Source organism: Hymenobacter baengnokdamensis (assembly GCF_008728635.1).
In the GTDB taxonomy this organism is placed as follows: domain Bacteria; phylum Bacteroidota; class Bacteroidia; order Cytophagales; family Hymenobacteraceae; genus Hymenobacter; species Hymenobacter baengnokdamensis.
The window spans coordinates 2,361,678-2,384,195 of sequence record NZ_CP044285.1 but is presented as its reverse complement, the minus strand read 5'-3'; the positions used below and the strand labels follow the sequence as shown (position 1 = coordinate 2,384,195).

The window sequence follows — 22,518 nt, the reverse complement described above, 5'->3', positions numbered from 1 at the left end:
GTTTTACAGCGCCGGCCAACTCTGCCCCATGCCGTTTTTCCTCCACGTTTGGCAAGCCGACCTTAGCCAGGAGCACTGCGCGTGGCCTAGCGCCGAGGCCACGCTTGGCTCGGCTGAAAAGGCGCGGCAGGCCTGCCTGCGCACGCCCGCGCTGCGCCAGACGTACGGCCGGGCGCATGGCTTCCTGCGCGCGGTGCTTGGGCAATATCTGCAGCAGCCAGCCAGCGCGGTGCGCGTGGTGCCCGACGCTACCGGCAAGCCTGCTCTGCCGGGCTCCGGCCTGCATTTTAACCTTTCTTACCGGCCGGGCCGGGCACTGCTGGCCGTGTCCGATACCGGCGCCGTTGGGGCCGATGTGGAGGCGCAACAGCCCCTGGACGATGCCCAAGCGCTTATCCAGCAGCTGTTTGCGCCCGCCGAGCAGGCGGCGCTGCTGGCTGCGGCACCCGCTGCCTACTGGTCGCTGTTTTTCACTATCTGGACGCGTAAGGAAGCCTACGCCAAAGCCCTGGGCATGGGGCTGAGTATGCAGTTTTGTGAATTTTCTGTTTTGAAGCTCGGCGCCGACAACTCGGTCGCACTCACTGCTCCGGCCGGGGCTACGCTGCACAGCTTTGCGGCGGGCACGGCGCACCTGGGCGCGGTGGCAACCCTAAGCGCAGGTAATCTACCCCTCGCGCATTTCGAGTTTCCGGCCGGGCTTGCACAGTAGCCGGCCCGTTTCCCGGATTTTAAACTGCTTCAGCAGTCTTCGCGCTGACACACGGGCTCAGCAGCATAATTATTTTCTTTTTTTCAGAACAATGTACCTACATTAATTGTCTTTATTCCGACACCTGCTAAACCTGCATCTAATGGCACAATCCGTTTTACACCCGGCTGGCAGCCGGGGCCACGCCAACCACGGCTGGCTCGATTCTTACCACACCTTTAGCTTCGCCAGCTACCAGAACCCCAGTCGGATGCACTTCGGGGCGCTGCGCGTGCTGAACGACGATACCGTGGCCGGCGGCATGGGCTTCGGCCGCCATCCGCACGACAACATGGAAATCATCAGCATCCCGCTCGCCGGCGACCTGGAGCACCAGGATTCGCTGGGCAACAAGGCCGTGATTCGCCAGCACGACGTGCAGGTGATGAGCGCCGGCACCGGCGTGGCCCACAGCGAGAAGAACCACAGCTCTTCGGAGGCGGTTAAGTTTCTGCAAATCTGGGTATTCCCCAATAAACGCGGCGTAACCCCGCGCTACGCACAGCAGAGCTTTCCGCCCGCCGAGCGCCACAACAAGCTATTGCAGGTGGTTTCGCCCAAACCTAGCGAGGGCGACGTGTGGATTCATCAGGATGCCTGGTTCCACCTCGGCAACCTCGACCAGGGCTTTGCTACTGACTATCAGCTCAAAAAGCCGGGCAACGGGGTATACGCCTTTGTGCTGGCCGGCGACGTAACTATCAACGGCCAGCCGCTGCACCGCCGCGATGGCTTGGGCGTGTGGGAAGTGGAAAAACTCGATATTAAGGCCGATAGCAACGCCGAGCTGTTGCTGATGGAAGTGCCGATGGAATTTTAAACAGCGTATGGCCGCTGCGGGTCTGCGCGCAGGAGCGTTTCAATCCCACACCGCGCGGACTCGCAGCGTCCACGCTACTTACCTTTCCCGCATGAAAATCCGCCTCACCCGCGCCGCCGAGCGCGGCCTCAAAGACATTGGCTGGCTGCAAAGCAATTTCTCGCTCAGCTTCGGCCCGTATGCCGACCCCGAGCGCAGCGGCTTCGGGCTGCTGCGCGTGTTCAACGACGATTTTGTGCAGCCGGGCGGCGGCTTCGGCATCCACGGCCACGCCAACATGGAGATTATCTCGGTGATGCTGGCCGGCAGCATGAACCACAAGGACACGCTGGGCTACACCGAAATCGTGCACCAGGACTGGGTGCAAATCATGAGCGCGGGCAGCGGCCTGCGCCACGAGGAACACAACGTGGGCGAGTCGCCGGTCAATTTTCTGCAAATCTGGATTGAGCCCAAGCTCCAGAATATCGGGCCGCGCTACCAGCGCCGCCAGTTTCCGGAAGCCCAGCGCGAAAACCAGCTCACCACCATCGTCAGCAACGAGGAAGGCCAGGCCCACTGCTGGATAAACCAGAACGCCAAGCTCTCACTCGGCTATTATACCGAGGCCCAAACGGTGGAGTATAGCTTCAAACCTCTGAATAAGCTGCTGTTTCTGTTCGTCATCAGTGGCGCCGTGACAGTGGCCGGGCAGCCGGTGGCCGAGCGCGAAAGCCTGGGCATCTGGGACACCGATAGCGTAAGTATCGGCTGCGCGGCCGGCACGCGGTTTATCCTGATTGAGGCGCCGATAAACCATTAGCCCTGCCGGGGGCAATAGCGGCGCGCGGCCGGCGCCATTCCGAACCGGCGCATGGTGCGCGCACTGTTGGAGAAAGCCGAAGGGAAGCACGTTGAGTAGCGGCAGGAGCTTCGCGGAGGTAACGGATGACTGAGAAGCAGCTATGGGCCTTGAGGCGGCTTTTTATAACCTGTATTCCAGTTCCGGCTTCAACAATTCGCTGCTAAGCACTGCTATCTTGCGAGGTGTTTTAAGCGGCATTCATGAATAAATCTCTACCATTTGACATAGAAAGTGTAGTATTAGATACTTCGCTTAATTTGTCAGAGCTGCTACGTAGCGTGGAGCGTCAAATAGCTGGTGCGCCAGTCGAAGTTGGGTTTGCATTTGACCAAGCTGGTAATTTATTGACTGCCCGGGTAGGTGACGTAGGGTCGCTACGTTTCTATACCGATGATATGCGAGGAATGCGAGATGCTGTCCTGACTCACAACCACCCAGGCAACGGCTTTTTCAGCTTTGCTGACATTGCATTTGCCTGCTATGTCAATTTGTGGGAGATACGAGCCGTAGCTGGGCGACGTGTTTACAGACTATCACGTCCTGCTGTCGGTTGGAATTTTGACGCATTCAAGGCAGCTTTTGAAAGCGGACGCCGAAAGATTCTGCATAGTTATCAGCAGCGCAGCATCAATCGCATCGAAGCTGAAACCAGAATGAACAACTTGGTGAGCGTCACCGTTAAGAAACTATCTTTACCCTTGCAAGAGGAAAAACTATGAAACCGCAGCCCGTTTACTTCGACTTAGATGACAAAGCCCTGCTTAATTCCTTTCAGCAGGAGCTTGACAAGATTGACGAACAACATCGTCAAGCTGACCAGCGCAAAAAGAACGACGCTGCCCGAAAGGTAACTGACGACTTGAAACGTTATGATTCTGAAAAAGCCGCCTAATCAGCGGCTTTTTTTATGCCCTACAGCCGCGGGTCCACCGCCTCGCTTTCCAGCGCGAGCACGCCGAATACGCACTGATGCACGCGGCGCAGGGGCTGGCCAGCCACGAAGCGTTCGAGGCCCTCGACGCCGAGGGCGAACTCGCGCAGGGCGAGGTTGCGCTTGGTTTTCACGTTGCGCTGGCGCAGGCGCTCCAGGTTGCCGGGCAGCAGGTAGTCGGGGCCGTAGATGATGCGCAGGTACTCGCGGCCGCGGCACTTGAGGGCGGGCTGGAGCAGGCCGCTTTTACCCTGCGGGATGAAGTCGTAGGGCTTCACCACCATGCCCTCGCCGCCGGCCGCCGTCAGGTCGGTCCACCACTGAATGGCGTTTTCGACCTCGGCGGGGTCGGCCAGGGGTACCACGCGGTAGGGCGTGGCGCGGAGCAGGCCGGGGTCGGCCAGGGCGAGGGTGCGCAGGGTTTCCATGTGCCAGGCGTGGTCGCGGTCGAAGTAGGTGCGGCCCTCGGTGGCTAATAAATGGCAGGGGGCCAGCTTGAGTTCGTTGAGGGAGTGCACCGGCCAGCAGTAGCGGCGGTAGGCCTCGGCGTAGTGAGCGGCGGCCTGGCGGCGGGCGGTGGTGCGGGCCAGTAGCGCGTCGGCGCCGTCGAGCTGGCGGGCGGCGGCTTCGGCCAGCACCACCGCCCGCCGGCAGGGCGGCCGTGGCAGCAGCGGCCACAGCGGCGTACTGGGTTTTCACCAGTTCTTGGGCTTTGGCCGACCAGGGCAGCAGCTCGGCATCGAGGCACACCCAGTCGGTGTCGAATTTCTCCCAGAAGCCGGCCGTGTTCAGGGCGTCGCGCAGGCGGGCGAGAAAGGCAGTTTCCAGCGCGGCGTCGGTGAAGAAGTTGCGGCCGGTACGGGTGTAGCACTTGCCGATACCCTCGCCCACCAGGCCCAGGCGGCGCTGGATGGCCTCTTCATCTTTGCCCAGCACTACGACCACGCGGCTGCCCATGTGCTTTTCTTCGCACACCACGCGCTCTACGCCGAGGCGCCGGTAGTAGTCGAACGCCTCGGCGGGGTGTTCGAGCAGGTCGGGCAGCGCCGAAGTTTCGGTGGGCGACATGGTAGGCGGCAGGTACAGCAGCCACTTCGGGTGCAGGGCAAAGCGCGACATCACTTCCAGGGCAGCCACCGAGTTTTCCTCGCGGATGGTGACGCCGCGCATGAGCCGCGTTTCGATAAACTGCTTGCCAGTGACGTCGCGGATGTCGAGCAGGTCGTCATTTTCGTGCTGGGCAACTTGTAGCGCGGACTTTCCAGTTCGCGAGCCGGGGGATTCTGCTGACTCGCGGACTGGAAAGTCCGCGCTACTGCGGCGGTAGTCAAGTGGCCGGGCCGGCTCGCAGTACACCCGCGCGGCCGGCACGGCCACCAGCTCGCGCTCGGGGTAGCGCAGGGCAGTGAGGCGGCCACCGAACACGCAGCCGGTATCAATGTCGATGGTGTTATTAAGCCACTCGGCGTCGGGCACCGGCGTGTGGCCGAATACTACCATCGCCCGGCCCCGGTACTCGCGGGCCCACTCGTAGCGCACGGGCAGGCCGAACTCGTCAATCTCGCCGGTCGTTTCGCCAAACAGCGCGAAGGCCCGCACGGCGCCCGAGCCGCGCCCCTGCATCTCCTCAGTGAGGCCGGCGTGGGCGACGACCAGCTTGCCGCCGTCGAGCACGTAGTGGCTCACCAGGCCGTCGAGAAACCGCCGCACCTCGCTTTTGAAGGCTTCCGGCTCGGCTTCGAGCTGGGCCAGGGTTTCGGCCAGGCCGTGGTTTACGGTCACTTTTTTGCTGTTGAGGTGGCGCAGCAGCTTGATGTCGTGGTTGCCGGGCACGCACAGGGCGCTGCCGTCGCGCACCATACTCATCACCAGGCGCAGGACTTGCGGCGAGGCGGGGCCGCGGTCCACGAGGTCGCCGAGGAAGATGGCACGGCGGGTTGTTCTGACGGGCGCCTCACCCCCCGGCCCCCTCTCCGAAAAAGGAGAGGGAGAGCCTGACGATTCCGTAAGGGGCATTTCCGGTGCCCCCTCTCCTTCTTTGGAGAGGTGCGCAGGGGGTGAGGCGCCCGCCTGAACGACCAGCGGCGCGACCACCCGCACCCCCAAATCCCGCACGTCCGTAATCGGCTCTTCCGTAATTTGATACCCGAGCTTTTCCAGCAGCGCGCGCAGCTCCTCGTAGCAGCCGTGCACGTCGCCGATGAGGTCGAAGGGGCCGGTTTCCTCCTGCCGGTTGTTGTAGAGCTGCTCGCGGGTGATAGCTTGGATGGCGTCGATGTCGGCCACGCTGCGCAGGTGGTGGATGTGGCGGAAGCCTTCTTCTTTCAGACTGCGCAGGCTGCGGCGCAGCTGCTGGCGGTGGCTGGCAACGACGTGCCGGCCCAGGTGGCGGCGGTCGGGGCGCTGGGCGTTGCGCTGCTGGGCTACGGCCTCGGGCACGTCGAGCACGATGGCCACGGGCAATACGTGGTACTGCCGGGCCAGGGCCACCAGCGGCTTGCGGCCTTCTTCCTGCACGTTGGTGGCATCGACCACCGTGAGCAGCCCGCGCTTGAGGCGTTTGGCCACCAGGTAGTACAGCAACTCAAAGGCATCTTTGCTGGCCGACTGGTCGTTTTCATCGTCGGCCACCAGGCCCCGGCAGGCATCCGACGACACGATTTCCGTGGGCTTGAACAAGCGCCGCGCAAACGTAGATTTGCCCGCGCCCGTGCTGCCAATGAGGAGGATAAGGGAGGGCTCGGGGAGTTTGAGGGTATCTTGGGGTCCGAATGGACAAGTACCGCGCCTCCGCTCACGAAAGCGAAATTCTCCCAAATCTATTGGGCCTTACCGACGCCACCGCCATCGGCCTGGCCGAGTTTGAAGGCTTCCTGCGGGCCGATATCGTACTGACGGAATCCCTCACGTCCACTACCAAATTCACCCGGAAATACCTGCTGGAAATGCATCGACTGGCGCTGGGCCACCTCTACGCTTTCGCGGGCCGCTACCGCGAGGTGAATATTTCCAAAGGTGGCTTTGCCTTTCCGGCCGCCCGGTTTCTGCCCGCTTCGATGCAGCAGTTTGAGCAGGACTGGCTGCGCGAGTTCTTGCCAGCCGACCACAATACCTTGCTGGACCGGGTAGGCACCATCCACGGCGAACTGCTGTTTATCCACCCGTTTCGGGAAGGTAATGGGCGCACCGCCCGCCTACTGGCTAACCTGATGCTGGAGCAGCAAGGCCACGAGCGGCTGCGCTGGGAACTGATTGACGAAGCCGCATTTCCGCGCTACGTGGCAGCCGTGCAACAAAGCGGACTGGGCAATTACGCGCCCATGCAGGCCCTTATGCGGACGCTTTCCCCAAGCTAGCTTCCACCTTACGCAAAGCGGCCTGCGCCTGCTCGGCCGAAACCTGAATACCCTCGATGCGGAACGAGGCACGCAGGGCTTCGGCAATTTGCTGGCGCTTGGAGACCTGGCGAGCAGTTGAGGCGGGTTTCATGGGTGAACGATTTAGAATGGCAAGTTATAAACGAGGAATCAACCGCGCCCGGTTCCGTCGGCCACCAGGCGCCGGCCGGCATCCGACGACACGATTTCCGTGGGCTTGAACAAGCGCCGTGCAAACGTGGACTTGCCCGCGCCCGTGCTGCCAATGAGGAGGATAAGGGAGAGTTCGGGGAGTTTGAGGGTATCTTGGGGCATTGTTTGCATATTTTTGGGTAACCACCACTTCAACCTTAACGGCATGAACAACATATTAACCGACTTTGCAGGAGCAATAGATTCTATTCCAAATTTCTATTACAACATGGATGATGTCTCAATTCTCAATGACGAACTAGTAATCAATAAAGAACTTAGTAAGCCCTATGAAAGGAGATTTGTCTCCCAACTAAAATCCAGTTATGATACACTTATAGCAAAGAGAAGCTTGGAAGACTATAGTAGCGTTTACACGGATTTGGAGGTAATAAAAAAGTACATTTATACTGGCAATCCCGACCGAGCGATAGAAGAATCTTATCATAAGATGCTCAGAAAGTTTGGCAATAGCAAAGTATTTGAGGCAATAATCACTATTCCTGATTTCCTTATTCACCACGCACAATCTGATTGGGAGCACAAGAACCAGAAGCTTGTAGTTGAAGCAAAAACAAGTCCTAAACTTAGGTTCACTGAATTTGCACTAGATTTTTTTAAACTAAATGTATACGCTGAAAAGCATAATTTTCAGAACAGTGTTTATCTTATAGTTCATAATAGCTTTGAGAGTATCCAAGACTTATTCACAGAATATCGTCAAGAGGGTTTTTATTTATCTCCGCATAATTTGGAAAATATTTACCTATTTTTGAAAAAAGACTTCAGTAGTGAACTTATCGTTAGGAAAGCTAGCAGTTTACTATAGAATCCCAAACACCGCCATCTGCGAGGGCGCCCCCACGCCTTCTACCCCCACCCCCACCAGCCGCACCTGATACCCGCGCCGCTGGCCCAGGCGGCAAACTCGGCGCGGGACCACTCGAAGCGGTGGTCGTCGTGGCGGAATTCGCCGGCGTTGAGCTTGTCGAAGAGCTGGTTGTAATCGGCATTGGGAGTGGTAACGAAGACGTGCGCCGGGCGGGCCAGGCCGAACACCACGGCTTCGAAAGCAGCGAGGCGGTAGAGCAGCGAGCCTTGCATAAGGTCGAGCCGGGTGGGCGCTTGGGCGCGAATTGGTAGATTTCGTGGGCCACTTGCTGGAGGCGCTGGTCGTGGGGAAAGCTTGGGCTGTAGCGTGGACTCTGTGAGTCCGCGCGGCGCATCGTTTGGTTCGCCCACTTGCGGCTGCGCAGTTTCTGCGGAGCTGCTTTGCATCTCCTCCACGCGCGGACTCGCAGAGTCCACGCTACAGCAGCACCGGGCGCCCCCAACCCCGGAACAGTGATTGCTCACTACTTTTATGCTGTGGCCGACTACCTGCTTTTCGTTGACACTGAGACGTCGGGCCTGCCCGCCGACTGGCGGCGGCCCTACGCCGAGCCGGGTGCGTGGCCGCACGTGGCCCAGATAGCCTGGCTGGTGTACACGGCGGCGGGCGAGCTTATTAAAACTGAAAATCACTATATAAAGCCCAGCGACTACGACCTGACGCCCGCTTCCATGCAGGTGCACGGCCTCACGCTGGCTTACTTGCACGAGCACGGCGAGGCGCGCCAGCAGGTGATGCTGCGCCTGCACGCCGACCTGCTACGCTATAAGCCGCTGGTAGTAGGGCACTTCATTGAGCTCGATTACCACATGATGGGCGTCAGCTTTCACCGCTCCGGCCTAACCAATCCGCTGCCGGGCCTGCCCACCTTTTGCACCATGCGCCTGACCGAGCGCTTCTGGCAACCCATGCGCCAGCAGTATCTGCGCCTGGCCGACCTCTACCAGCGCCAGTTTGGCCGGCCCATGCTGAAGCAGCACGACGCCCTGGCCGATGCCGAGGCCACCGCCCAGTGCTTTTTCGAGCTGCGCCGCACCGGCGACATCGACGCCGAAACGCTAGCCAGCCAGCGCCAGCTGCAACCCCCACCTACCCACGCCGCCCTGGCCGCGGCCCGCCGCCCGTTCTGGAAATACTGGCTGGGAATGATTTAGCTCTGGCAGGCCCACTAAAACCTTCTGTTAATGCTTCGCTGCGCTTGCACTAACAGGCGGCTGTTGCTATTTGCCGCCTGTTAGCCCCTCATTACTATGACCTCCCGCCTTGCCTTTCTTCGCACCGTTGCCCCTTCAACCTGCTGCCGCCCGAGGTGCTGGAGGAAGTGGCCGCGCTGCTCCAGGAAGTGACGCACCCGCGCGAGGCCGTGATTTACCGGCAGGGCGAAACCAAGCTGCGCGGCGTCGATTTGATTATTGAAGGCGGCTACGACACGTTCTTTTTCGACGGGCAGGCGGCGCGCCGCCTGCCCGAGTTTTACGGGCCGGGCACCTGCTACGGCGGCGTGTCGGTGCTGCTCAACAAGAAACGCTCGCTGCGCACGGTGCAGGCGCGGGCCGGCACGCGGGTGTACTTTCTGCACCGCAGCGACTTTCGGGGCTTATGCCTGGGATACGAGGCTTTCTTTCAGCACTTTACTACTCGCTACGGGCGGCTGATGCTCGATGATGAGTATGCCCACTTTGTGCACCCCGGCCCACAAAAGGCCCAGAATTTTATCGCCGCCGACGAGCTCTACTCGCGCCGCATGGCCGCCGTGGAGCTGCGCGAGGTACTGGCCTGCCCCGGCAGCACGCCTACCCACGAGGTGGCGCGGCGTATGGCCAAGGCGCGCAGCAGCTGCTACTTTGTTCTGGATGAGACGGGCGAGAAAATCGCCGGCTACGTCACCGATATTACGCTGCGCGACAAGGTGGTGGCCGGTTTGGGCGACGCGCGGCTGCCCATCAGCACGTTTATCGACGCGCCCACGCGCTCCGTCAGCAGCGAGGCGTTTGTGTATGAGGCGCTGCTGCTCATGTTTCGGACCAAGACGCGCTATTTGCTGGTGGAGAACGCCGAGGGCGCGTACCTGGGCTTTATCTCGCGCAACAAGCTGCTTGCCGAGCAAGCGCAGTCGCCGTTCCTGTTCATTCAGGGCGTGAAGCAGGCCGTGAGTGGCCGCGAGCTGCGCCGCAACTGGCAGAAGGTGCCCGATATCGTGTTTCAGCTGCTCGACCGGGGCGTGAAGCCCGAAATCGTGAACCAGGTTATCACGACCGTGGCCGATACCATCGCGCTGAAAGTCATTGAGGACGTGATTCGGGAGCTGGGGCCGCCGCCGGCCCGGTTCGTGTTTATCGTGCTCGGCTCGGAAGGCCGCCAGGAGCAAACCCTGCTCACCGACCAGGACAACGCCATCATCTACGAGGACAAGGCCAACGAGCAGCGCGAGCTGGTGCGCGACTACTTCCTGCGCTTCGCCACCGAGGTGTCGGACCGGCTCAACGCCATCGGGTTCAGCTTCTGCGAGGGCGGCTTCATGGCCAAAAACCCGAAGTGGACGCACTCGCTCTCGCACTGGAAGCGCAACTATACGGAGTGGCTGCACGAGTCGAACCCCGAAAACGTGATGCGTTTCGCGGCGTTTTTCGATATTCGCTTCTTATATGGTGAAAATACTATATTAGACGAGCTGCGCGACTTTCTGGATACTGAGCTGCAACAGCCGCTCGACCGCTTTCTGCACTATATGGCTACCAATGCCTTGCAGTACGAGCCGCCGCTGACGTTTTTCAACAACATCCGCACCTTCGCCGTGGGCGACCAGCAGGTGGTGAATCTCAAGAAAATCATGTCGCCCATCGTGGACGCCGTGCGGGTGTTTGCCCTACGCAACCGGGTGTTTGCTACCAACACCGGCCAGCGGCTCGCCGCATTGCGCCAGCTCGGCGTCTTGACCGAAAAGGAATATCAGGAGCTGCTGCAATCGTACTATTACCTCATGGGCATGCGCCTCAAGAAACAGGCTGCCCAGATGATGTATGATAAGCTGCCGCCTGATAACTACCTCGACCCCAATCAGCTAACCAAAGTAGAGCGGGTCACGCTGAAGGAGATTTTCAAGGTGATTGCGGATTTTCAGCTGAAAATCAAGGTCAATTTCGCCAAGCTGCTGAATTAGGCCAAAAATACTCCTTATGCCCGCTGCGACGAGTCGCGCACTATCAGCTTAGGCTTCAGCACAATACCGCGGGGCGTAGTGTTTTTATGGTCGGGGCCGGGCAGCATCTTTTGCAGCAGCTGCACGGCGGTGCGGCCCATTTGCTCGCAGCGCTGGTCTACGGTGGTGAGGGCAGGCTCGGTAAGCTGGGTAAATACCTCGTTGCTGAAGCCGGCAATGGCCACATCTTCCGGCACCCGAAAGCCCAGCTTTTTGGCTACCTGCATGCCTCCTACGGCCGCTAAGTCATTGGAAGAAAAAACCCCATCGGGCCGGCGCGTGGGTGAAAGGCGCAGCAGGCCGCGCATGGCGGCGGCTCCCCCCTGCTGGCTCAATTCGCAGAAAGCAATGAGGCGCGGGTCGGGTATGAGGCCGTGAGCGGCCAGCGCATCGAGGTAGCCCTGGTGGCGGTTTTTGTGAATATTGACGTGCAGCGGGCCGGTAAAGTGCGCAATGCGGCGGCAGCCCTGGGCAATCAGGTGCTCGACCACCTGGTAGGCCCCGAGGTAGTCGTTGAGGGTCACCGACGTGACGTTGGGCCCTTTAAAACCCTGCACTACGCGGTCGAAAAACACCAGCGGCACATTTTGCTGGCGCACGGCCTCAAAATGCTCAAAGTCCTGGGTGGTATCGGACAGCGAGAGCAGGATACCGGCCACCTGCGCGCCCATCAGCAGCTCGATAATCTGCTTTTCCTGCTGCGCATCTTCGTTCGACTGGCATATCATCACGTTGAAGCCGGCTTCGCTGGCCTCGCTGGCAATGCCGTGAATGACCTCCGGAAAAAAATACCCCGTGATGTGCGGCACCACTACCCCGAGCGTGTTGCTGCGGCCCCGGCGCAGGCCCGCCGCCAGTGGGTTGGGCTGGTAGTGTAGCTCCTTGGCCAGTTGGCGCACCCGCACTTTGGTGGCTTCGCTCACATCGTGGTGGTCGGCCAGCGCCCGCGAGATGGTAGAAGGTGACAGGCCCAGGGCCTTAGCCAGGTCGGTGATGGAAGCACGACGATTCATGGGCGGAGAAAAGGCAGAAACGCAACTACTTTAGACTAGCCTGACCACAAAGATGGGGCCGGCAGCGGCCGGCAGCTGGTAAATTGGGCAAACATAAGCCTGCCGCCCGCAAGTAAGCCCCCCGGCCGTGCTGGTCGAAACCAGTGGCCTTGCGTATGTAGCCGAACGCCCGGCCGGCAGCAGGTGCTGCCGGCTGTATTAGCCCCCGGTCATCGTAGCTTGCCGTATGAAGTCGTTTCCCCTCTGGCGCGTGCTGGGTGTTGGTTTTTTACTTCTGCTGCTGGCACTTGGGCTGGCTGGCTGGCTGGTGGGCAGCCACTACGGCCAGCGCTACGTTAAGCAGCTCGTGCGCGAGCAGCTGACCCACAACTCGGAGCTGGTGCTGGCGCCCTTTGAGGTGGAGTTTTCAATCTGGCACGATTTCCCGCACCTCACGGCCTCACTCAGCCACCTCACCCTCAGCGACAGCTCGCACCAGCGCACGCTGCCCGTGATGCGCCTGGGCCGCGCCGACCTGCGCCTGAACCTGCGCGAGCTGCTGCACCGCCGCGTGCAGGTAACGCGCCTTACGCTGCACGACGTGGCCATTGGCCAGCGTGTCGATTCGCTGGGCCACAGCTGGGGCCTGCGCGGCAAAAAGCGCGTAGCTGCTTCAGCGCCGCCCAAAATTGACCTGGCCATCGACTCCATCATTATTCACAACTTTGGCATCTTCACGCATAATGACTACACCCACAGTGTGTTAAAAGGGCGTATCTACCTGGCCAGGGCCACGGCCGGGCTGCACCACGGCGTGCTGACCGTGCAAGGTAATTTCATTGGCCGGCTGGGCCAGCTGAGCAACCGGAGCGGCGACCTGCTGGCCAATGAGCCGGTGCAGGCCTGGCTGAACTATCGTTACAGCTTTGCTACCCGGCAGGGAGAGTTTACCAACACCCGCGCCACGCTCAACGGCGACACCATTCACATCAGCGGTACGCACACGGCCGACATGGCTCCCGGCCCCGGCCCTCCCAGGGGCACTATCCTCAACCTGCGCTTTGCCGGCAACCAGCCCCTGCTCGATGTGCTGCACGCTGCCCTGCCGCCCGCGCTGCGCCCCCTGCTGCAAGGAGCCAGCAGCCCCAGCAAGGCCCGGATTGAGTACCTGATGTCGGGGCTGAGCGGGCCGCTGGTGCGGCCGCGTATCGTGCTGCACTTTGGCCTGCGCGGGGCCAGTATTCAGTGGCCCGACTCGGCACGGCGCATCGACCGCTGGGACTTGCAGGGTACCTACGACAATGGCCCCTCGCACCTGCCCCAGACCATGTCGCTGAACCTGAGCCAGTGCCGCGTGTACTCGCCGGTGGGGCAGCTCGATATGGCCTTTCTGCTGCGCGACTTTCGCCGGCCCTACGTGCAGGGCCGGCTGCACGGCCGCACCGAGCTGCCCGCCCTGGCCGCCCTGCTGCCCCACGGCCGCTGGCACGCCCGCCAGGGCACGGCCGACCTCGACGTGCAGCTGCACGGCCTGCTGCCGGCCGTAGACCTGCGCCGGCGCGGCGCCTTTCGCACTAGTATGTCGGTGCGGGGCGTGGCAACCCTGCGCAAGGCGGTTTTTCAACTCGATGGGCACCGCGACGACCTGCACGACCTCGACGTACGCATTGGCCTCAACGACAGCTTATGGCAGCTCTCCAACGCCTCGGGGGTGCTGGCCGGCATGAGCTTTCGGGCTTCGGCTACTACTACATACCTTTTAGACTATATTACCGGCCAGCACCCGACCACCGACATTACGGGCAATTTTATGGTTGATGAGCTGGACCTGGGCAGCCTGCGGCAGCTGCTGCGGCCGCAAGCTGGTGTTCCGACGCCTTTCCCGACGGGCCGCCGGCCGCCGCGTAGCCTGGCCGCCCGGCGGCGCATTGCCACCACGCTGGGCAGCCACCTCATTCCGCCCGGTATGCACCTCGATGTGGCCCTGCACTGCGGCCGGCTGGCCCTGGCCACCGACACCCTGCGCGAGCTGGCCGTGCGCATCCGCCACGACGGCGAGCGGGTGCAGCTAACCGGTATTCATGGCAAGCTCTGGGATGGCGAGGTGCGTGGCGAAGCGCAGTGGCCCACCGACTCGGCCAACCGGGTGGTGCCGGTGTCCTATAACGTTGATTTTAAATTTGATACCCTGAACTATAAATCCCTGCTTGAGCGGCTCTCGCGCCCGCCCCGGCGCTCGAAGAAATCGCCCGGCAGCCCGGCCATCCGTGAGCTGCTGCTGGCGGCCAACGGGAAAATAAACTACGAAATCAACTCATTGCTGCTCCCCGACGGCGAAAAGCTGCGCAGCCTGCGCCTACGCTTCGACAAAGATGGCCCGGCGCTGCGCCTGCCCTACGTGTACTTTATAACGCCGCAAGGGGGCGTGGGCAGCGGCTCAGCTACGGCCCAGGTAGAGGGTATGCGTATCGTGAAGGCCGATGCCAGCCTCTACCTGCGCTACCCTACCCTCGATGTGCCCCAGCTGCTGCGCATGCTGGCCAGTGTGGCCCCGCCCCGTACCGACTCGGCCGCGGCCGCCGCGCGGCGGGCGCTGCGCGCGGCGCGGCGGGCGGCCCGCCTCACGCCCGGCAGCACGCAGCGGCCCCAGGGCTCGCTCATGGCCAGCGGACGCTTCACGGCGCTGTTGCGCGTGGAGGCCGACCGGGTGCGCTACGCCGCTATTCAGGGCACTGATTTTCAGCTGCTGACGCACTTGCAGGCTGGCGAAGCCCTGCTCGACGACTGCACCGTAAACACGCTCGGGGGCCGCATCACGCTGCGGGGCCGCCTTATCACGAATGCCGGCCGCCAGCACCATCCCTTGCAGGTGCAGGCGCTGCTGGAAGACATTCAGCTTTCTGACTTGTTTGGCACGGCCACGGCGATGCGCCTGAATGTGCCGGGCAGCGATAATATCCGGGGTAATCTGCGCTGCGCGGCGGCCCTGCGCACCGACCTCGACGAAAAATTCATTCCCAGCCTTGACAACACCAACGGCTATCTCAAAGCCAATATCCACGACCTGGAGCTGGTAAATGTGGGAGCCTTGCAGGATGCGTTTAAGCTCCTGAAAAAGCGCACCAGCCACCTCTACTTCGAGCCCGTCAGCAGCGAGTTTCTGCTGAGCCGGGGCGAGCTGCTCATCCCCGACCTGCGCCTCAACAGCAACCTCACCGAGCTGCAGGTGCACGGCCGCTACGACTTCGACGGCCGCGCCAACCTCTACGTGGGCCTGAACCCGCTGCACGCGCTGCTCGGCAACAACGACAAGCGCGTTACCCGCATCCAGGCCGGCGAGGCCATGACGCGCCACGACGCCAAGCTCAGCTACGTGAACCTGAGCCGGGAAATGCCCCACACCAAGTTCCGGGTAAAAGTATTTCAAAAGAAAGAGCAAGCCCAGGCTCAGGCCGAGCTGCGCCGCCAGTTCCGGCAGCTCGTCATCACCCAGCGCCTCGATACGACGCTGCGGCTGCTGCCAGTGCCGCCCGTCACCGGCCCCTTGCCCAAGTCAACGGTGCTTCCATAGGATTTTTACTATATAAAAACCCTGCTTCTACGGGTCGCGCCGCCTCTGCCGCAGGGCAGCAGGCGGCGCGGCCTGCATTGCTACTTCAGCACTGCCTCAATGCTGGCCAGCTCCTCGGGGCTGAAATGGTAGTTTTTTAGGCAGCCAATGGCGTCGGTGACCTGCTCGGGCTTGCTGGCCCCGATGATGACCGAAGTCAGACGCGGGTCTTTGAGCACCCAGGCCAGGGCCATCTGGGCCAGCGACTGGTCTCTGCGCTGAGCCAGCTCGTTGAGCTGGCGGGCTTTTTCAATATTAGCCGGAATAAGCTGGTCTTCGCCAATGGCCCCGTTGCCCAGGCTACGGGCCGCGCGCGAATCGGGCGGCACTCCCTGCAAGTACTTGTCGGTGAGGATGCCCTGGGCCAGCGACGAAAACGCGATACACCCCACGCCCTCCTCGGCCAGTACGTCGAGCAAGCCGTGCTCAACGTCGCGCACCAGCAGCGAGTACTTGGGCTGGTGAATGAGGCAGGGCGTGCCCAGCTCGCGGAGCACGGCGCAGGCGCGGCGGGTTTCGGCGGGCGAGTAGCTCGAAATACCCACGTACAACGCCTTGCCCTGGCGCACCAGCGCGTCGAGGGCCCCCATGCTTTCTTCAAGCGGCGTGCTGGGGTCGGGCCGGTGATGGTAGTAGATATCGACGTAGTCGAGGCCCATGCGGCGCAGGCTTTGGTCGAGGCTGGCCACCAGGTACTTGCGCGAGCCACCATCGCCGTAGGGGCCGGGCCACATGCCGTAGCCGGCTTTGGTCGAGAGTAGCAGTTCGTCGCGGTAAGGCCGAAAGTCGGATTTATACAGCCGGCCGAAGGTTTCTTCGGCTGCGCCGGGCGGCGGCCCATAGTTGTTGGCCAGGTCGAAGTGCGTAACCCCCGCGTCGAAGGCCGTGCGCAGAATAGCGCGGCAGGTGCCCAGGGCATTCAGCTCGCCAAAATTTTGCCATAAGCCTACCGAAATAGCCGGCAGCTGCAAGCCGCTGCGGCCACAGCGGCGGTATTCCATCGCCTCATAACGGGCAGGGTTTGGTTGGTAGGACATAATTATCTTCTTGATTACCAGCAGTTTGACAGCGCGAACTTGCGCAGCAATCGCCCCTGTACGATGGACCAACCCTGTTTTGGGAGCCGTGCGGGGGTAATTACTGCGCAAGCTCGCACGGACAAGCGACTTAACGGGCAAAGCAGCTGCTAGAAGCACGTCATACGCCTCATTATCGCCGGCCATCTGCTATTTTGCGCCGGTATGCTGCTCCGTTTTCTACCTCTTCTCGGCCTGGCCGGGCTATCTCTCACGGCCCGGCCCGCCGCCGCGCAAACCACCACCGCCACGCGCGCCCAGGATTCACTGTTCGTACGGCAAAACTACCGGAAAGTAGAGCAGCTCATCCCGATGCGCGACGGGGTGCGGCTGGCTACGATTGTCTACGTGCCGCTCGATGCGTCGGTGGCCCGCCCCTACCCTTTTCTGATGGAGCGCACCCCGTACTCGGCCGGGCCGCGCGGAGCCGATAACTACCCCACGCGCGGCCCCGGCCCCAGCCGCGAGCTAAGCCAGGAAAAGTACATTTTTGTGTATCAGGACGTGCGGGGCCGCTACCTCAGCGAAGGGCAGTTTGAGGAGATGACGCCCGCCCTGCCCACTGCCGCCAGCGACCAGGCCCGCCGCGCCCCGAAAGGCAAGCCGCAGGCGCACGACGAAAGTACCGATACCTACGATACCATCGAGTGGCTGCTGAAGAACGTGGCCGGCAACAACGGCCGAGTGGGCATCATGGGCATCTCATACCCTGGCTTTTACGCTACGGCCAGCCTGCCTACGGCCCATCCGGCGCTCAAGGCAGTTTCGCCGCAGGCCCCGGTTACGGATGAGTTTATCGGCGACGATGCCCGGCACAACGGGGCATTTTTTCTGCTCGACAATTTCGATTTTACCAATTCCTTCGATGTGCCGCGCCCCCAGCCGCTCGCGAAGTATACCGACCTGTTTCCGCTGAAAATTGACGACGCCTACCAGTACTACTTACAGCTCGGGCCATTGAAAAATGCTAACGCGCCGCAGTACTTCAATCAGCGGGCGCGCATCTGGAACGAGTACCTGACGCACGATACCTACGACGCCTACTGGCAGGCGCGCAATATCCGGCCGCACCTGACGGGCATCAAGCCGGCCGTGCTCGTGGTGGGTGGCTGGTTTGACGCGGAAGACCTTTTTGGGGCGCTGCACACCTACCAGGCCATCGAAAAGCAAAGCCCTGGCACCACCAACCGCCTCGTAATGGGCCCCTGGACCCACGGCGCCTGGAGCCGGCCCGACTGGAGCAGCTTCGGGCCGCTGAATTTTGGGCAGAATACCGCCGAATACTACCGCCGCACCCTGGAAACGCCGTTTTTCAACTATTATTTGAAAGACAAAGGCTCGTTTAACGCGGCCGAAGCCACCGTGTTTGACACCGGCGCTAATGAGTGGAAAACCTATGCGGCCTGGCCGCCCAGGGCGGCGCTACCCCGCACATTTTACCTGGGTGGCGCGGGTCAGCTCAGCACTGCGCCTACTTCCGCACCGGCCGACCAGTACGTGAGCGACCCGGCCAACCCGGTGCCCTATGCCGAAGGGGTGCTGAACAACCGTCGCAATGAGTATATGATTGACGACCAGCGCTTTGTGGCCAAGCGGCCCGATGTGCTCAGCTTTCAGACTCCGGCCCTGACCCAGGACCTGACCGTGGCTGGCCCCATCACGGCCGACCTGTGGGTAAGCACGTCGGGCACCGATGCCGACTTTATCGTGAAGCTGATTGACGTGCTGCCCGATGCCGCTGGTACTCAGCGCCTGGTGCGCGCCGATGTGTTCCGGGGCCGCTTCCGCAACAGCTTCGAGAAGCCGGAAGCTTTTCAACCCAACGTACCAACCCAGGTCAAATATGAGCTAAACGATATATTACACACCTTCCAGAAAGGCCACCGCCTCATGGTGCAGGTGCAAAGCACCTGGTTTCCGCTGGTGGATAGAAACCCGCAGCAGTTCGTCAATATCTCCACGGCTGAGGCGCCGGATTTTCAGAAAGCTACTATCCGGGTTTACCACGAGCCGGGCCACGCCTCGGCCCTAACGCTGCGGGTGCAGTAAGCTTGATGTTAGCACTTAACGCATTAACCAGCGGGATTTCCAGTTGGTATACCAACTGGAAATCCCGCTAACAACCAGTAACGAACAACTTAAAAACTAAGCCGCTTGCTTTTGCGCGTGCCAGAGCACGAGCTGCCAGCCTTTTACATCGGTTTTAATATATACCACCACGTACTTAATCCGCGTGAAGCTTGGCTGGCCATCGGCACCGGGGCCGAGGTCAATCTGGATGAGGCCGTTGACGACGGCGGTGTGGTCGGCATTGTAGGTGCGCACGGTCAGGCTTTCGATATCAACCTTGTCGTAGCGGCTCTGGCCGCTCTCGATGGACGCCAGGTAGCTAGTTTTGTCGTCCTGGTGGCCATTGGAATGCGTGTAGATGAGGTCGTCGGCAAAAATCTCTTCCAGCGTGGGCAGGTCTTTAACTATTTGGGCGTCGAAGCGGCGGCGCTCCAGCTGTTCTATTTCTTGGATGGCAGACATGAGTAGTAAGCAATAAGTACTGAGCGGTGCAAAAGAACAGCCGGCCACCGCAGAAAACAGTGCGCCAGCAAAGCAGCCGGCAGCCGCCAACAAGTAACAACCTGAGTGGCAGCCCGCTATTGCCTGGCCAATACCGCGCACTTTTATTTGCTGCTCCTAAAAAAGCGTGAGCTGCCCGCCGGCGCCGGCTGTTTCAGCGTCGAGGCCCGAGAGCGACAGCCCCAGCAGGCGCACGCCCTGGGGCAGCGGAAACTGGGCCGTCAGCAGCTCCTGGCCCAGGCGCAGCAAGGCCGCCTCATCGGGCACTGCCGTGAGCTGGGTACGACTGCGGGTGATTTGCTGAAAGTTGGCGTATTTTACTTTCAGCGTGAGCGTGCGGCCCGACTGGCCACTGCGTTGGCAGTAGGCCCACACCTTGGCGGCTACCGGCAGCAGGGCAGCAAGCAGGTCGGGCAGCTCGTGCAAATCGTGGGCAAAGGTGGTTTCGGCCCCTACCGACTTGCGCAGGCGGTCGGGCTGCACGGGGCGGTGGTCTTCGGCGTGGGCAATGGCGTGGTAGTAGCCGCCGGCCTTGCCAAAGTGCTGGCGCAGCAGCGCTTCGGGCTGGGCGCGCAGGTCGGCCCCGGTGAAGATGCCCAGCGCGTGCAGCCGCGCCGCCGTTGCCGGGCCAATGCCGTGAAACTGCCCTACCGCCAGCTTTTCTACAAAAGCCAGGCCCTGGCCGGGCGGAATCACAAACTGCCCGTTGGGCTTGCGCTGGTCGGAAGCCAGCTTGGCCAGAAACTTATTGTAGGAAATTCCGGCGGAGGCCGTGAGTTGGGTACGCGCCAGAATTTTGGCCCTGATTTCGCGGGCAATGCGGGTAGCGTGGGGGATGCCGGGCAGGTTGTGGGTTACGTCCAGATACGCTTCGTCCAGCGCCACGGGCTCGATGAGCGGCGTGTACTCGGCCATAATAGCGCGAATCTGACCCGATACCTCCTTATAAACGTCGAAGCGCGGCGACACGAATACCAGCTCGGGACACAGCCGCCGCGCCGTGGCGGCGGGCATGGCCGAGCGCACGCCGTAGTGCCGGGCCTCGTAGCTGGCAGCGGCCACTACCCCACGCTCGCGGCTGCCGCCCACGGCCACCGGCCGGCCCCGCAGCGCCGGGTCGTCGCGCTGCTCCACCGACGCATAAAAGGCGTCCATGTCGAGGTGAATAATCTTGCGTGGCTCAGCGGGTAGCATAGCCGTAAAATTACCACCGGCTCGAGCGCCCTTGCGAGCAGCTTACTGCGGCAGCAGCACGTTGAATGCCGAGCCTACGTCCAGCTCGCTCTCAACCCAGATGCGCCCCCCCGCATTCTCCACCATCTTCTTAACCATAAACAGGCCGATGCCGCTGCCCTCTACGTGGCTGTGCAGGCGCTCAAACAGGCCGAAAAGCTTGCGCTGGCCCGCTGGGTCGATGCCCAGGCCATTATCCTGCACGGTTAGGCGTACGTAGCGCCCATCCGGCTGCGCCCGTATCGTCACTTGCGGCACCCGTTCGGGCGCACGGTACTTGAGGGCATTATTAAGCAGATTGTACACCAGACTGCGCAGGTTTTTTTCCAGAAAGCGCACCGTAAGCTGGTCGGCCAGGTCAACGGTAAGCTGCGCGCCGGTGGTGCGCAGCATCGAAGCCAGGTCGAGGCTGACGTCGCGCACTACCGGTGCCAGCAGCACCGGCGTGCTGGCCAGGCCATGCTCGCGCTGAAGCTTGGCCACATCGCTGAGCTGCTCGATAGTGCGCTGAAAGCGCTCGACCGATTTATCGAGCATCATCAGGATAGACGAAACCGGGCCGGGTAACAGGTTTTTGACGGGCAGCTCATCGGCCAGGGCTTCGAGCAGCCCTTCGATGTTGGTAATCGGGCCCTTCAGGTCATGCGAGGCCGTGTAGATAAAGCTATCCAGGTCTATATTTACGCGGGTCAGCTCTTCGTTATTATCGTGCAGCAGCTGATGGGCCTGGGCCACGCGCTCCTGGGCCAGCTTGTGCTCATGGATATCGGTGTAGGTGCCAATCCACTGAATAATCTCGCCCTCCTCATTGCGCGAGGGCAAGGCCCGGCCCAGCATCCAGCGGTATTCGCCGCGGCTATTCAGGATGCGGCATTCGAGCTCCAGCGGCTCCTGGGTGGCCAGGCTTTTTTCCCAGCTCTGCATCGCGGGCCGGAAGTCGTCGGGGTGAATGCGGCTGGCAATCTGCTCCGGCGTAATAGCCGGCTCGCCCACGTAGTCGAACCAGCGGTGATTGAGAAAGGTAGTTTCGCCCCTGGCATCGGCAGTCCAGGCTATCTGCGGAATTCCTTCCAGCACGCGGCTCACTTCGACGGCCGTGCGCTCGGCCGCCTGGTGCGCCGCCTGCTGGCGCACCAGCTCCTCGTTTTTGCGGTCGAGCAGCTTGTTCTGCTTGGCAACTACCGAGCGGATGGAGGATATCTCCAGGCGCGCCGACACGTCGGCCAGCAGCACCGCCAGGGTAGATGTTCCGCTAAAAGTGAGCACGTTCATCGACACTGAAAACGGGCGCAGTACCTTATCGAGGCAGTTTTGCAGCGGCAGCTCGCCGCGGGCCTGGGTGGCCCAGCCCTGCTGCCACAGCTCGGCCCAGTAGCGCTGGTACTCGGCCGGAATAAAGTCGGTGAAGGCATGGCCCAGGATATCACTGAGCGGGCAGCCCAGCACCTGCGCCAGGGCGGCGTTGCAATACAGCACAAAGCCATCGGCCGCGAGCAGAACTGCCCCTTCGCTCATCTGCTCTACCAGGTGGCGGTAGCCGTGGTCGGCACTTTCGAGGGTAAAGATGCGCGGCCCGTCGGCTCCGTGAATGGCCAGCGCATCAACCGCCCCGGTGCGCACGGCCGCAATCAGCTCTTCAGCCTCCCGCAGTTGGTGGCGTAGCTCTTCGTTTTCCCGGGCCAGGTCAGCGGCGGTGGGGGTCATGATACAGAAGCCGGGGGCAGCAGGTGGTCAATTCCTAATACAGCCAATACGGTTGCCCGGTTAGAAAGGTCACCTACCAGGCGCCGCTGGGGCAGCGGGCGGCGCCGTATCAGCGTGGGGCTGGCTATAATCTGCTCCTGCTGGGCCACCTGGGGCTCTTGGTATATATCTACTATTTTTAATATATACTGACCTTGTAAATGCACCTCACAAATCTCTTTAATATTGCGCAGCGCCCGGGTCGAATTAGGAGTAGCTCCCGTTACGTAGAGGTAAAATTCGTAGGCAGGTTCTTCGGCAGGAATGGTAGCGGGGCTCATGGGCAA

The 22,518-nt window shown here is 61.5% G+C and carries 21 protein-coding genes and 1 pseudogene; 11 read left to right on the top strand and 11 right to left on the bottom strand.

Translation table 11 applies throughout. The features are described 5' to 3' along the window. Window positions 1-28: 28 nt before the first annotated feature. From F6X24_RS10180 to F6X24_RS18970, 5 genes are all read left to right on the top strand, one after another. Window positions 29-712, top strand: a complete 684-nt coding sequence (locus F6X24_RS10180) for a 4'-phosphopantetheinyl transferase family protein (RefSeq protein WP_151087891.1) — start codon at window positions 29-31, stop codon at window positions 710-712. Window positions 713-854: 142 nt separating this feature from the next. Next, a complete protein-coding gene (locus tag F6X24_RS10175) occupies window positions 855-1,571 on the top strand; it encodes a pirin family protein (RefSeq protein ID WP_151087890.1) in 717 nt (238 codons plus the stop codon). A gap of 91 nt (window positions 1,572-1,662) precedes the next feature. Continuing rightward, window positions 1,663-2,373, top strand: coding sequence for a pirin family protein (locus F6X24_RS10170; RefSeq protein ID WP_151087889.1), 711 nt, complete (start codon window positions 1,663-1,665; stop codon window positions 2,371-2,373). A gap of 242 nt (window positions 2,374-2,615) precedes the next feature. Continuing rightward, a complete protein-coding gene (locus F6X24_RS10165; protein ID WP_151087888.1) occupies window positions 2,616-3,134 on the top strand; it encodes a hypothetical protein in 519 nt (172 codons plus the stop codon). Next, window positions 3,131-3,307: a hypothetical protein gene (locus tag F6X24_RS18970; protein WP_191906283.1), complete on the top strand. Its 177-nt coding sequence runs from the start codon at window positions 3,131-3,133 to the stop codon at window positions 3,305-3,307. Before F6X24_RS10165 ends, F6X24_RS18970 begins: the two co-directional genes overlap by 4 nt. A 20-nt stretch (window positions 3,308-3,327) precedes the next feature. Here the strand turns inward: F6X24_RS18970 and F6X24_RS19280 are convergent, their stop codons facing one another. Beyond that, entirely contained in the window at window positions 3,328-3,984 is a 657-nt protein-coding gene (locus F6X24_RS19280; protein WP_262714494.1) for a hypothetical protein, read from the bottom strand. A 67-nt stretch (window positions 3,985-4,051) separates the two neighbouring features. Next, a pseudogene (locus tag F6X24_RS10160) lies at window positions 4,052-6,025 on the bottom strand (AAA family ATPase); the annotation flags it as partial. Between the two features lie 92 nt (window positions 6,026-6,117). Between F6X24_RS10160 and F6X24_RS10155 the strand changes: the two are divergent. Further along, complete coding sequence (locus F6X24_RS10155) at window positions 6,118-6,702, top strand: Fic/DOC family protein (protein WP_151087887.1); 585 nt, start codon at window positions 6,118-6,120, stop codon at window positions 6,700-6,702. On the opposite strand, the gene F6X24_RS18965 is transcribed toward F6X24_RS10155, so the two are convergent. After that, a complete protein-coding gene (locus F6X24_RS18965) occupies window positions 6,677-6,835 on the bottom strand; it encodes a hypothetical protein (RefSeq protein WP_191906282.1) in 159 nt (52 codons plus the stop codon). The genes F6X24_RS10155 and F6X24_RS18965 overlap by 26 nt on opposite strands. Window positions 6,836-6,873: 38 nt before the next feature. Continuing rightward, window positions 6,874-7,038, bottom strand: coding sequence for an AAA family ATPase (locus F6X24_RS10150; RefSeq protein ID WP_191906281.1), 165 nt, complete (start codon window positions 7,036-7,038; stop codon window positions 6,874-6,876). A gap of 43 nt (window positions 7,039-7,081) precedes the next feature. On the opposite strand from F6X24_RS10150, the gene F6X24_RS10145 reads away from it, so the two are divergent. After that, window positions 7,082-7,744 (top strand): hypothetical protein, encoded by a 663-nt coding sequence (locus F6X24_RS10145; RefSeq protein ID WP_151087886.1) that lies wholly within the window; start codon window positions 7,082-7,084, stop codon window positions 7,742-7,744. A gap of 41 nt (window positions 7,745-7,785) precedes the next feature. On the opposite strand, the gene F6X24_RS10140 is transcribed toward F6X24_RS10145, so the two are convergent. Continuing rightward, window positions 7,786-8,019 (bottom strand): hypothetical protein, encoded by a 234-nt coding sequence (locus F6X24_RS10140; protein ID WP_151087885.1) that lies wholly within the window; start codon window positions 8,017-8,019, stop codon window positions 7,786-7,788. Between the two features lie 264 nt (window positions 8,020-8,283). Between F6X24_RS10140 and F6X24_RS10135 the strand changes: the two genes are divergently transcribed. Together F6X24_RS10135 and F6X24_RS10130 are read left to right on the top strand one after the other, a co-directional pair. Then, on the top strand, window positions 8,284-8,961 hold the full coding sequence (locus tag F6X24_RS10135) for a 3'-5' exonuclease (RefSeq protein ID WP_191906280.1): 678 nt from the start codon (window positions 8,284-8,286) through the stop codon (window positions 8,959-8,961). A gap of 155 nt (window positions 8,962-9,116) precedes the next feature. Continuing rightward, window positions 9,117-10,967, top strand: a complete 1,851-nt coding sequence (locus tag F6X24_RS10130; protein ID WP_229725019.1) for a DUF294 nucleotidyltransferase-like domain-containing protein — start codon at window positions 9,117-9,119, stop codon at window positions 10,965-10,967. Between the two features lie 14 nt (window positions 10,968-10,981). On the opposite strand, the gene F6X24_RS10125 is transcribed toward F6X24_RS10130, so the two are convergent. Continuing rightward, on the bottom strand, window positions 10,982-12,019 hold the full coding sequence (locus tag F6X24_RS10125) for a LacI family DNA-binding transcriptional regulator (protein WP_151087882.1): 1,038 nt from the start codon (window positions 12,017-12,019) through the stop codon (window positions 10,982-10,984). 226 nt (window positions 12,020-12,245) lie between these two features. On the opposite strand from F6X24_RS10125, the gene F6X24_RS10120 reads away from it, so the two are divergent. Continuing rightward, window positions 12,246-15,569 carry an AsmA-like C-terminal region-containing protein gene (locus F6X24_RS10120; protein WP_151087881.1) on the top strand — a complete coding sequence of 1,108 codons (3,324 nt, stop codon included), beginning with the start codon at window positions 12,246-12,248 and terminating at the stop codon, window positions 15,567-15,569. 80 nt (window positions 15,570-15,649) lie between these two features. Here the strand turns inward: F6X24_RS10120 and mgrA are convergent, their stop codons facing one another. Continuing rightward, window positions 15,650-16,645, bottom strand: coding sequence for an L-glyceraldehyde 3-phosphate reductase (gene mgrA / locus F6X24_RS10115; RefSeq protein WP_151087880.1), 996 nt, complete (start codon window positions 16,643-16,645; stop codon window positions 15,650-15,652). Between the two features lie 204 nt (window positions 16,646-16,849). Here mgrA and F6X24_RS10110 point away from each other — a divergent pair, with 204 nt between their 5' ends. Next, window positions 16,850-18,733 (top strand): CocE/NonD family hydrolase, encoded by a 1,884-nt coding sequence (locus F6X24_RS10110; protein ID WP_191906279.1) that lies wholly within the window; start codon window positions 16,850-16,852, stop codon window positions 18,731-18,733. A gap of 96 nt (window positions 18,734-18,829) precedes the next feature. On the opposite strand, the gene F6X24_RS10105 is transcribed toward F6X24_RS10110, so the two are convergent. The 4 genes from F6X24_RS10105 to F6X24_RS10090 form a co-directional block, all read right to left on the bottom strand. Next, complete coding sequence (locus F6X24_RS10105; protein WP_151087879.1) at window positions 18,830-19,216, bottom strand: nuclear transport factor 2 family protein; 387 nt, start codon at window positions 19,214-19,216, stop codon at window positions 18,830-18,832. A 156-nt stretch (window positions 19,217-19,372) separates the two neighbouring features. Then, window positions 19,373-20,449 (bottom strand): DNA polymerase IV, encoded by a 1,077-nt coding sequence (dinB, locus tag F6X24_RS10100; protein ID WP_151087878.1) that lies wholly within the window; start codon window positions 20,447-20,449, stop codon window positions 19,373-19,375. A gap of 42 nt (window positions 20,450-20,491) precedes the next feature. Continuing rightward, on the bottom strand, window positions 20,492-22,192 hold the full coding sequence (locus tag F6X24_RS10095; RefSeq protein ID WP_151087877.1) for an ATP-binding protein: 1,701 nt from the start codon (window positions 22,190-22,192) through the stop codon (window positions 20,492-20,494). Beyond that, a complete protein-coding gene (locus F6X24_RS10090; RefSeq protein WP_151087876.1) occupies window positions 22,189-22,512 on the bottom strand; it encodes a circadian clock KaiB family protein in 324 nt (107 codons plus the stop codon). The genes F6X24_RS10095 and F6X24_RS10090 overlap by 4 nt, the downstream gene beginning before the upstream one ends. Window positions 22,513-22,518: the final 6 nt, after the last annotated feature.